General features: G+C 62.0%; 9 protein-coding genes. All 9 read right to left on the bottom strand.

What is annotated here, in order from left to right; genetic code table 11:
• Window positions 1-100: 100 nt before the first annotated feature.
• Window positions 101-307, bottom strand: a complete 207-nt coding sequence (locus FYB76_RS10730) for a YdcH family protein (protein WP_006463294.1) — start codon at window positions 305-307, stop codon at window positions 101-103.
• Between the two features lie 101 nt (window positions 308-408).
• Window positions 409-1,350: a hypothetical protein gene (locus FYB76_RS10725; protein ID WP_154133628.1), complete on the bottom strand. Its 942-nt coding sequence runs from the start codon at window positions 1,348-1,350 to the stop codon at window positions 409-411.
• Between the two features lie 11 nt (window positions 1,351-1,361).
• Window positions 1,362-2,459 (bottom strand): cell division protein ZapE, encoded by a 1,098-nt coding sequence (zapE, locus tag FYB76_RS10720; RefSeq protein WP_088753358.1) that lies wholly within the window; start codon window positions 2,457-2,459, stop codon window positions 1,362-1,364.
• A gap of 146 nt (window positions 2,460-2,605) precedes the next feature.
• The gene (gene lpdA / locus FYB76_RS10715) at window positions 2,606-4,033 is read right to left on the bottom strand and encodes a dihydrolipoyl dehydrogenase (protein ID WP_058896043.1); all 1,428 of its coding nucleotides are present in this window, start codon (window positions 4,031-4,033) and stop codon (window positions 2,606-2,608) included.
• Window positions 4,034-4,154: 121 nt separating this feature from the next.
• Window positions 4,155-5,396 carry a 2-oxoglutarate dehydrogenase complex dihydrolipoyllysine-residue succinyltransferase gene (odhB, locus tag FYB76_RS10710; RefSeq protein ID WP_154133627.1) on the bottom strand — a complete coding sequence of 414 codons (1,242 nt, stop codon included), beginning with the start codon at window positions 5,394-5,396 and terminating at the stop codon, window positions 4,155-4,157.
• A gap of 88 nt (window positions 5,397-5,484) precedes the next feature.
• Window positions 5,485-8,349, bottom strand: a complete 2,865-nt coding sequence (locus FYB76_RS10705; protein ID WP_154133626.1) for a 2-oxoglutarate dehydrogenase E1 component — start codon at window positions 8,347-8,349, stop codon at window positions 5,485-5,487.
• Window positions 8,350-8,717: 368 nt separating this feature from the next.
• Window positions 8,718-10,019 carry a citrate synthase gene (gene gltA, locus FYB76_RS10700; RefSeq protein ID WP_088753355.1) on the bottom strand — a complete coding sequence of 434 codons (1,302 nt, stop codon included), beginning with the start codon at window positions 10,017-10,019 and terminating at the stop codon, window positions 8,718-8,720.
• Window positions 10,020-10,178: 159 nt separating this feature from the next.
• Window positions 10,179-10,463, bottom strand: coding sequence for a succinate dehydrogenase assembly factor 2 (locus FYB76_RS10695; protein ID WP_008329929.1), 285 nt, complete (start codon window positions 10,461-10,463; stop codon window positions 10,179-10,181).
• A 132-nt stretch (window positions 10,464-10,595) separates the two neighbouring features.
• Window positions 10,596-11,306, bottom strand: a complete 711-nt coding sequence (locus tag FYB76_RS10690; RefSeq protein WP_006463281.1) for a succinate dehydrogenase iron-sulfur subunit — start codon at window positions 11,304-11,306, stop codon at window positions 10,596-10,598.
• Window positions 11,307-11,311: the final 5 nt, after the last annotated feature.

Here is an 11,311-nt window from a genome sequence, read left to right as displayed (position 1 = left end):
CGCGGAGTCGGCGGCACACCCCCGACTCGCATGAAAGACGCAGGCCAGCAGGCCCGGAATGTCGAGAAGCGCGCCCGCCACGGCAGGCGCGCAACGGGGTTCAGGCGGGAATATCGGGGACCAGCTGCATCTTCAGCAGCGCGATGTGGTCCTTCAGTTGCAGCTTGCGCTTCTTGAGGCGGCGCAGTTGCAGGTCTTCGGAACGGGCATCGCGGATGAGCATGTCGATCACGCTATCGAGATCACGGTGCTCGACTTCGAGTTCGATGATGCGGCGCTGGATGTCTTCGCGATGCGTACTGGTCATGATGGCGGCTGGTTGCTGATGTGCTTGCTAGTGTAATGCACCCGCAGGCCCACGCCAAATCGGCGTAGGCCTGCGGACGAAGGGGCCAGCGACAGGATGGCTTACTTGGCGGCGGGCTGCTGCGATTGCTGCTGTTGCTGCTGCTGTTGCTGATCCTGTTGTTGCTTCTGCTTGCGTTCGGCGCGTTCGCGTTCGTTCTCGGCCTTCTTGCGCTCCACCTCCAGGCGGTGCTCCTCGGCCTCCTGGATGCGGCGCTGGCGTTCGGCGGCATTGGCTGCACGCGACGGCGCACGCGCGGCTTCCTCGGCCTGCTTGCGCTGGACTTCAGCTTCATGCTGGCGCACACGATAATCGGCCGGCACGTTCTTGTTCTGGTCGATACGCTGCTGGACTTCGCTGTTCTTGGCACGACTTTCCTGTACCTTGCGGGCGGAATCGGCTTCCTTCTGCTTCTGGTCGGCCAGGCGGCGGGCGGAATCTTCCTCGTCCTTGGCCCGCTGCTCGGCCAGGGAGCGATCGCGGTCGTCCACGGTGGCCTGGCGCTGGAATACCTTGGCCTCGTATTCCACGGCCTTGATCCCCTTGTCGGTCATGCGCTTGCGGTCGCGCGCGGCCTCCAGGCAGTCCGCCACCAGGAACTTGGGATAGCAGGCTCGCTGGTCGAGGATGTAACGCAGTTCGGCGACCTGGCGGTCTTCTGCGGCTTCGTCCAGTGCTTTCTGCGCAGTTTCGTCGGACTTGATGGAGCCGGCGGGGAAACGTTGGCCGATCGGTTGACGGGCTTCCAGTTCATCGAAGCGCTCACGGCTCATGGAAGGCACCGGCGAGGCGGGCGCCGCCTGCGGGGCCGGGCTGACCTGCGGCTGGCCGCTGGCTTGCCCCTGCGCCTGGGTCTGTGCGGGCTGCGCGCCCGAGGCGGCGGTGGCCGACGCCTGCCCCTGCGCTGCGCTGGCACCGGTGGCCAGGGCCAGCATCAGGCCGCACAGGGAAGAGGTGACGCCCTTGGCATCGGCAAAAAGACCTTGCATGGATTTCTTGTTCATCAGGTGGTTCTTCAGGAGAGGCTGTCGGCAATCGAGCGGCGATCCGCATCCAGGTATTCCTTCGACTGCATCTCAATGATACGTGAAACGGTGCGGTGGAATTCGTTGGAAAGGGTACCGACGGTGTAAAGCTCGTCCGGTTCCACCGCAGCCGACATGATGAGCTTGACCTTGTGGTCGTAGAAGACGTCGATCAGCCAGGTGAAGCGGCGCGCTTCCGAGGACATGGCCGCGGACATGCGCGGAATGCCCGACAGGATCACCGTCTGGAACCGGCTGGCCAGTTCCAGGTAATCATTCTGCGAACGCGGTCCGCCGCACAGCGTGGCGAAGTCGAACCAGATCGCACTGCCCGCGCGGCGCAGGGCGCGGATCTCGCGCGCCTCGATGTGGACGCGCGGATCTTCATCGGCCGCCTCGGCCACTGAGGCGAAGGCAGCGCGCAATTCTTCATCGGTCTTGGCGTTGAGCGGCGTGTGGTACACCTTCACCTGCTCCAGCACGCGCTTGCGGTAGTCGATGCCGGCATCGATGTTCATGACGTCCAGCTTTTCCTTCAGCAGCGCGATGGTCGGCAGCATGCGGTCGCGGTGCAGGCCATCCGGATAGAGCGTGCTCGGCTCATAGTTGGATGTCATCACGAAGGACACACCGTGATCGAACAAGCCCTTCAGCAGGTTGTAGAGGATCATCGCATCGGCGATGTCGGAGACGTGGAACTCGTCGAAACAGATCAGGCGGTACTTCTTGGCGATGCGCTTGGCGACTTCATCGAGGGGGTCGGAGATCCCTTTCAATTCATCGAGCTGGCGATGCACATCGCGCATGAACTCGTGGAAGTGCAGGCGCGTCTTGCGCACCACCGGCACCACGGAATAGAAGCTGTCCATCAGGAAGGACTTGCCGCGCCCTACCCCGCCCCACATGTAGACGCCACGCGGCACGGCCGGGCGGCTGATCAGGCGCTTGAAGGTGGAGGCGCGCTGGGCCTTGTAGGCGACCCATTCCTCATAGGCGCGCTGCAGGCGCTCAATGGCGCGCAGCTGCGCTTCATCAGGTTGATAACCGCGCTGGGACAGCGACTGTTCGTAGAATTGACGGACATCCATGGTGTGGTCTTGTAAAACGACAATGGGCGAGCCAGGCTCGCCCATTGGGTTGGCATCTCAATGCGCACTATGCGGGCAACTCGGACGCGACCAGCCCCAGGGGCTGGCCAGGCGTCGGCGACCCGTATTGTCGCACTGATCGCGCATCAGAAGTTCAATGCGCGCTTGTCCACGGCCAGGGCCGCTTCCTTGGTGGCTTCCGACAGCGACGGGTGAGCGTGGCAGATACGTGCGATGTCTTCGGACGACGCACGGAATTCCATCGCCACGACGGCTTCGGAGATCAGCTCGGAGGCCATCGGGCCGACGATGTGCACGCCCAGGATCTCATCGGTCTTGGCATCGGCCAGGAACTTCACCATGCCCGAGGTATCGCCCAGCGCACGGGCGCGGCCGTTGGCCAGGAACGGGAAGGTACCGGCCTTGTACTGCACGCCTTCGGCCTTGAGCTGCTGCTCGGTCTTGCCGACCCAGGCGATTTCCGGCGAGGTATAGATGACCCAGGGAATGGTGTTGAAGTTGACGTGACCATGCTGGCCAGCGATACGCTCGGCCACGGCAACGCCTTCTTCTTCGGCCTTGTGGGCCAGCATCGGGCCGCGCACCACGTCACCCACTGCCCAGACGTTGGGCAGGTTGGTCTTGCAGTCACCGTCCACGGCGATGAAGCCGCGCTCGTCCAGCTTCAGGCCCACGCCTTCGGCGTTGAGGCCAATGGTGTTGGGGGTACGGCCGATCGAGATGATCAGCTTGTCGAATTCGCCGGTGTGGGCTTCGCCCTTGGCATCGGTGTATTCCACGGAGACGCTGTTCTTGCCGGTCTTGATGGCGCCGATCTTCACACCCAGGTTCACGGCCAGGCCCTGCTTGGTCAGCAGCTTGTGGGCTTCCTTGGCGATCTGTTCATCGACGGCCCCCAGGAAAGTCGGCAGCGCTTCCAGCACGGTCACTTCCGCGCCCAGGCGACGCCAGACCGAACCCATTTCCAGGCCGATCACGCCGGCACCGATCACGCCCAGCTTCTTCGGCACTTCAGAAATGGACAGTGCGCCGGTATTGGAGAGGATCAGCTTTTCGTCGAACTCGGCGCCCGGCAGTGCACGGGCGTTCGAACCGGTTGCCACGATCACGTGCTTGGCAGTGATGGTTTCTTCGGCAGCGCCGGCGACCTTGATCTCGTAGCCATTGGCATCGCCCTTGACGAAGGAGCCACGGCCGTGGAAGAAGGCGACCTTGTTCTTCTTGAACAGGTACAGGATGCCGTCGTTGTTCTGCTTGACCACGGTGTTCTTGCGGCCCAGCATCTTTTCCAGGTTCAGGCCCAGGCCCTTGACTTCGATGCCGTGCTCGGCGAAGCCGTGGCTGGCATGCTCATAGTGTTCGGAGGATTGCAGCAGCGCCTTGGAAGGGATGCAACCGACGTTGGTGCAGGTGCCGCCGGGTGCGGGACCGCCCTTTTCATTCTTCCATTCGTCGATGCAGGCGGTGTTGAAGCCCAGTTGCGCTGCGCGGATGGCGGCGATGTAACCGCCGGGGCCGCCACCGATGACGACTACGTCAAAATTCTTGCTCATGTGTGTATTCCTGATTCGTTGTGCGCATCCGCTTTGGTCTCTTGGTCCAAAGCGGATGCAAAAAGGCGCTGAATGCCTGGGGGCCGTTCAGCGCCTCGCTCACGCCGTGATGGCCGGTTGCTTACAGATCCAGCAGCAGGCGTGCGGGATCTTCCAGAGCTTCCTTGATCGCGACCAGCGACAGGACGGCTTCGCGGCCGTCGATGATGCGGTGGTCATAGGACAGCGCGAAGTAGTTGATCGGACGGACCACGACCTGGCCGTTTTCAACCACAGCGCGTTCCTTGGTGGCGTGGATGCCCAGGATCGCCGATTGCGGCGGGTTGATGATCGGGGTCGACAGCATGGAACCGAAGGTGCCGCCGTTGGAGACGGTGAAGGTACCGCCCGACAGTTCTTCGATGGACAGCTTGCCGTCCTTGGCCTTCTGGCCGAATTCACCGATCTTCTTCTCGATGTCAGCGATGGACATCTGGTCCGCATCACGCAGGATGGGCACCACCAGGCCGCGCGGCGAACCGACGGCCACGCCGATGTCGAAGTAGCCGTGGTAGACGATGTCATTGCCATCGACCGACGCGTTGACGATCGGGTACTTCTTCAGGGCGTGCACGACTGCCTTGACGAAGAAGGACATGAAGCCCAGCTTGACGCCGTGTTCCTTCTCGAACTTGTCCTTGTACTTGTTGCGCAGGTCGATGACCGGCTGCATGTTGATTTCGTTGAAGGTGGTCAGGATGGCGTTGGTCGATTGCGATTGCACCAGACGCTCGGCCACGCGGGCACGCAGGCGGCTCATCGGCACGCGCTGTTCCGGACGGCTTTCCAGGCCAGCCTTGACCGGTGCGGCCACTTGCGCCAGGGCCGGCTTGGCAGCGGCAGCAGGTGCGGCGGCGGGAGCCGACAGGGCACCCAGCACGTCGCCCTTGGTCACGCGGCCATCCTTGCCGGTGCCGGTGACTTGCGAGGTCGACAGGTTGTTGTCGGCCAGCAGCTTGGCAGCGGCGGGCATGGCGACGTCGCCCTTGGAGGCCAGCTCGGGAGCGGCAACCGGGGTCGGTTCGTTGGTCGTTTGCGGTGCCGGGGCAGCCTTGACTTCGGTCGGGGCCACTTGTGCGGAAGCGTCGGTGTCCAGGATGGCGATCACTTCACCGGCCACGACGGTGGCGCCGTCGGCCTTGATGATCTGGGTGATCACGCCGGCGTCCGGCGAGGGCAGTTCCAGCACGACCTTGTCGGTCTCGATGTCGATCAGGTTTTCGTCACGGGCAACCGGTTCGCCAACCTTCTTGTGCCATTGCAGCAGGGTTGCTTCGGCAACGGATTCCGACAACTGCGGGACTTTTACTTCGATTTGAGCCATTTTCAGGATTCTCCGATTTTCGGGTGATTTCGTTCTTATGGAAACAGGGACGCACTGCCCTCGCAGCGCGTCCCGTTTGCATCGATGATTACTTGGTCAGCACAAAGCCCTTGAGCTTGGCGAAGGCGGTTTCGATCAGTGCCTTTTGCTGCGCGTAGTGCTTGTCGTAGTAACCGACGGCCGGCGAGGCGCTGGCCGGGCGGCCTGCATAGGCCAGCTTCTGACCTTCGGAGAGATTCTCGAAGATGTTGTGCTGGATCTGCAGCCATGCGCCCTGGTTCTGCGGCTCGTCCTGTGCCCACACCAGTTCGTTGAAGTTCGGGAACTGCTTGAGGGCAGCGGCGAACGCCTTGTGCGGGAACGGATACAGCTGCTCGACGCGGATGATGGCCGTATCGGTCTGGCCACGTTCCTTGCGGGCGTTGACCAGGTCGTAGTACACCTTGCCCGAGCAGGCGACGATGCGCTTGACCTTCTTGGCGTCGATGGTTTCATCGACTTCCGGGATCACGGTCTGGAACGAACCCTTGGCCAGGTCAGACAGCGGGGAACCGGCATCCTTGTTACGCAGCAGCGACTTCGGGGTCATGATGATCAGCGGCTTGCGGAACAGGCGGATCATCTGGCGACGCAGCAGGTGGAAGATCTGCGCAGCGGTAGTGGGCTGCACGACCTGCATGTTGTTGTCGGCGCACAGCTGGAGGTAACGCTCGATACGTGCCGAGGAGTGTTCCGGACCCTGGCCTTCGTAGCCGTGGGGCAGCATCTGCACCAGGCCCGAGGCACGGCCCCACTTCACTTCGCCGGAGCTGATGAACTGGTCCATCACGACCTGGGCACCGTTGGCGAAGTCGCCGAACTGGGCTTCCCAGATGGTCAGGGTGTTCGGTTCAGCAGTCGAGTAGCCGTATTCGAAGGCCAGCACGGCTTCTTCGGACAGCACCGAGTCGATCACGGTGAAGGTGGACTGGTTCTCGGCCACGTTCTGCAGCGGGATGAAGGTACCGGCATCCCAACGCTCGCGGTTCTGGTCGTGCAGCACGGCGTGACGGTGGGTGAAGGTGCCACGGCCGGCATCCTGGCCGGTCAGGCGCACGGCATAGCCGGAGGACACCAGGCTGGCGTAGGCCAGGTGTTCGCCCATGCCCCAGTCCAGGTTCATTTCGCCACGGCCCATGGCGGCGCGGTCGTTCAAGACCTTCTCGACCAGCGAGTGGACCTTGAAGCCTTCCGGCACGGAGGTGATCTTGGTGGCCAGGCGCTTCAGTTCAGCCAGCGGGACGGCAGTTTCGGCCGCGTCGGTCCACTTGCGGTTCAGGAACGGCAGCCAGTCGACGGCGTACTTGCTCTTGAAGTTGGTCAGCACCGGATCGATGGCGTGCTTACCAGCGTCCATCGCAGCGCGGTAGGCCTTGACCAGCTCTTCGCCGCCATCGGCGGGGATGGTCTGCTGGGTCACCAGCTTGTCGGCGTACAGCTTGCGGGTGCCGGGGTGCTGGGCGATCTTCTTGTACATCAGCGGCTGGGTCAGAGCAGGGGTATCTTGCTCGTTGTGGCCCAGCTTGCGGAAGCAGATGATGTCGACCACGATGTCCTTCTTGAACTTCATGCGGTAGTCGACAGCGATCTGGGTGGCGAACACGACGGCTTCCGGATCATCGCCGTTGACGTGCAGCACCGGGGCTTCGATCATCTTGACCACGTCCGAGCAGTACAGGGTCGAACGGGAGTCTCGCGGGTCGGAAGTGGTGAAGCCGATCTGGTTGTTGATGACGATGTGAACCGTGCCGCCGGTGCCGTAGCCACGGGTCTGTGCCAGGTTCAGGGTTTCCATCACCACGCCTTGGCCGGCGAAGGCGGCGTCGCCGTGCACCAGGATCGGCAGCACTTGCGAACCATCCTTGTCGCCGCGGCGATCCATACGTGCCTTGACCGAACCCTCGACCACCGGGTTGACGATTTCCAGGTGGGACGGGTTGAAGGCCAGCGACAGGTGGACCGGGCCGCCAGGGGTGGAGACGTCGGAGGAGAAACCTTGGTGGTACTTGACGTCACCGGCCGGCAGGTCGTCAGCGTGACGGCCTTCGAATTCGGAGAACAGTTCCTGCGGGGTCTTGCCCAGGATGTTGACCAGCACGTTCAGGCGGCCGCGGTGGGCCATGCCGATCACGATTTCCTGCACGCCCTTTTCACCGGCGCGCTGGATGGTTTCATCCAGGGAGGCGATGAAGGACTCGCCGCCTTCCAGCGAGAAGCGCTTCTGGCCGACGTACTTGGTGTGGAGGTAGCGCTCCAGGCCTTCTGCAGCGGTCAGGCGCTCCAGGATGTGCTTCTTCTTCTCGGAGGAGAAGCTGGGCACGGCACGGGTCGGCTCGAGGCGCTCTTCCAGCCAGCGCACTTCCGACATGTCGGAAATGTAGGTGAACTCGGCACCGATGGAGCGCGTGTAGGTGTCGCGCAGCATCTGCAGCAGGTCGCGCAGGGATGCGGTTTCCGGGCCGAAGTAGGTGTTGTTGATGTTGAACACGATGTCCATGTCGGCATCGGTGAATCCGTAGAAGGAGGGATCGAGTTCGGGGATGTTGGGACGTTCCTGGCGTTGCAGCGGGTCCAGGTTGGCGAAACGGGAACCGAGATCACGGTAGCCGGCGATCAGCTGGGTGACAGCGACGCGCTTGCGGCCCATATCGGAGTCGGCGGAAGCGATGACGGTGCGGATCGGGCCGTGCTTGGCACGTTCGGCGAAGGAAGCGATCACCGGAGCGTGGGCCACATCGGGACGGGTGGAGCCGTCGGTGGCGGGGACGTGTTGCACGGCGTCGAAGTATGCACGCCAGTTGTCAGGGACGGAGCCGGGGTTGTTCAGGTAGGCTTCGTACAGTTCTTCGATGTACGGAGCATTCCCACCGAACAGGTAGGAGTTGATGTTGTATTGCTCGTAGAGCTTTGTCATTTGCTCACCTTTCTTCGCGCTTCGCGAGATTAGCGGGTTTCTACACCTTCCGCGACACGGCCTGACCGGTTAGCGGATTGCATCAAGTTGTGGGGGAAGGACCTTGTCTACCTGAACTTCTGTGTGTCATCCAGTCAGCGCATCGGAATTATATCTCCTAATATCAAATAAAAAAGCGAATCCTAAAGGATTCGCTTTTTTATTTGAAACATGAAGCAACAGGCGTTTCCACCCACCAACGCCCGCCCGCAAAGCCTTGCTGCGCGGGCCTCGCTGCCCTCCTCCGATCACTCCCGGAAGACGGGAAACGTGGCGTTGGCGACGCGTTTGTTGTCCGCCCGACAAGGCAGGCGGACAACATCCGGCAATCAGCGCTTGTCGATCGGGGGAACGTCGCGGCGCGGCGAGCCCACGAACAGCTGACGCGGACGACCGATCTTCTGTTCCGGATCCGAGATCATTTCGTTCCACTGGGCGATCCAGCCGATGGTACGGGCCATGGCGAAGATGCAGGTGAACATCGAGGTCGGGATACCCAGGGCGCGCTGCACGATGCCGGAGTAGAAGTCGACGTTCGGGTACAGCTTGCGGGAGACGAAGTAGTCGTCTTCCAGGGCGATCTTTTCCAGCTCCATGGCCAGCTTGAACAGCGGGTCGTCGTGCAGGCCCAGCTCGTTCAGCACTTCGTAGCAGGTTTCGCGCATCAGTTTGGCACGCGGATCGTAGTTCTTGTAGACGCGGTGACCGAAGCCCATCAGCTTCACGCCCGAGTTCTTGTCCTTCACTTGCTTGATGAACTCGGGGATCTTGTCCACGGAACCGATCTGTTCCAGCATGTTCAGTGCAGCTTCGTTGGCACCGCCGTGGGCAGGGCCCCACAGGCAGGCGATACCGGCGGCGATACATGCGAACGGGTTGGCACCGGAGGAGCCGGCCAGACGCACGGTCGAGGTCGAGGCGTTCTGTTCGTGGTCGGCGTGCAGGATCAGGATGCGGTCCAGTGCGCGCACCAGGACTTCGTTGACCTGATACTCTTCGCACGGATTGGCGAACATCATGCGCATGAAGTTGGCCGTGTAGGACAGGTCATTGCGCGGGTACACGAAGGGCTGGCCGATGCTGTACTTGTAGGCCATCGCCACCAGGGTCGGCAGCTTGGCGATCATGCGGATGGCCGAGACTTCGCGGTGGTTGGCGTTGGAGATGTCCAGCGAGTCGTGGTAGAAGGCCGACAGCGCGCCCACCGAGCCGGTCAGGACGGCCATCGGGTGCGCATCGCGGCGGAAGCCACGGAAGAAGAAGTTCATCTGCTCGTGCACCATGGTGTGCTGGGTCACGGTCTTGACGAATTCTTCCTTCTGGGTGGTATTGGGCAGTTCACCGTGCAGCAGCAGGTAGCAGGATTCCAGGAAGTCGCAGTTCACTGCCAGCTGTTCGATCGGATAGCCGCGGTACAGCAGTTCGCCCTTGTCGCCATCGATGTAGGTGATGGACGAGTTGCAGGAAGCGGTGGACATGAAGCCCGGGTCATAGGTGAACTTGCCGGTGGCGCCGTAGAGCTTGCGGATATCGATCACATCAGGGCCGATACTGCCCTTGTAGATAGGAAAATCTACGGACGGGGAGCCGTCGGAGAACGACAGGGTAGCTTTGATATCGGTATTGGACATAGCTTTTCCTTTTGCTGGGATGGTGAAACCGTTAATCAAACGCCGCGACCGCAAGCCGGGCGTCATCGTGGTTCAGATGCGCCGGGTGGCGAGTGGGAACAGGCCGCGATCGGGCAAAATCGGTCTGGCTTGTGGCCAGGCGCAATATTCGTGCAACAGTCAGGCAGTACGCAGTTTCTTCAGCAACGCATGCACTTGGGGCAGGTCAACCGCCGCTTCGGGCTCCTTGCGGGCCAGCAGCAAGTCCATCAAGTCGTTGTCGGTCAGGTCCATCAGGCGCGAGAAGGCATCCACCTCGTCGTCGCTCATCTGCGCCTCGTTGGCGTCGAGATAGCGGGTGAGGATCAGATCGTTCTCCAGCAGCCCGCGGCGCGCACGCCAGCGCAGTCGCGCCCGCTTGGCCGGATCATCCTGGTGACGCTGTTCAGTCATGAACTCGCTCATTTCTAGTCTTTCCATTCACTTCAACCGGGCCAAAACTGAAGGAACCGGTCGGGGAAGCCGCTTGCAGCCCTGCTCCCCCTTGCTGCCGCCCGCCATGCACGGCGGGTCTGGCAGGCAACACGCCGATCCGGCTTACACCGAACGGCGCACCATCAGTTCCTTGATCTTGCCGATGGCCTTGTTGGGGTTCAGACCCTTGGGGCAGACATCGACGCAGTTCATGATGGAACGGCAACGGAACAGGCGATACGGGTCTTCCAGGTTGTCCAGGCGCGCGCCGGTGGCTTCGTCGCGGCTGTCGGCGATGAAGCGGTAGGCTTGCAGCAGGCCAGCGGGGCCGACGAACTTGTCCGGATTCCACCAGAACGACGGGCAGGAAGTCGAGCAGCAGGCGCACAGGATGCACTCGTAGACACCATCGAGCTCTTCACGCTGTTCGGGCGACTGCAGGCGCTCCTTTTCGGGAGGAATGCTGTCGTTGATCAGGTAGGGCTTGATCGAATCGTATTGCTTGAAGAAGTTGGTCATGTCCACGATCAGGTCGCGGATCACCGGCAGGCCAGGCAGCGGCTTCAGAACGATGGGTTCGGTCAGCTCGTTCAGGTTGGTGATGCAGGCCAGGCCGTTCTTGCCGTTGATGTTCATGGCGTCGGAACCGCACACGCCTTCGCGGCAGGAGCGGCGCAGCGCCAGAGAATCGTCGACGTCGGACTTGATGCGTTGCAGGGCATCGAGCAGCATCTTGTCGGTGGGCTTCAGCTCCACCGTCAGGTCTTGCATGTACGGCTTGTCGTCCTTGTCCGGATCGTAACGATAGATCTTGAATTTCAGGGTGCGAGTCATGTTGC

The organism is Herbaspirillum sp. CAH-3, from assembly GCF_009668275.1.
GTDB lineage: Bacteria > Pseudomonadota > Gammaproteobacteria > Burkholderiales > Burkholderiaceae_D > Herbaspirillum > Herbaspirillum aquaticum.
This window is presented reverse-complemented; position numbering and strand designations above follow the sequence as displayed.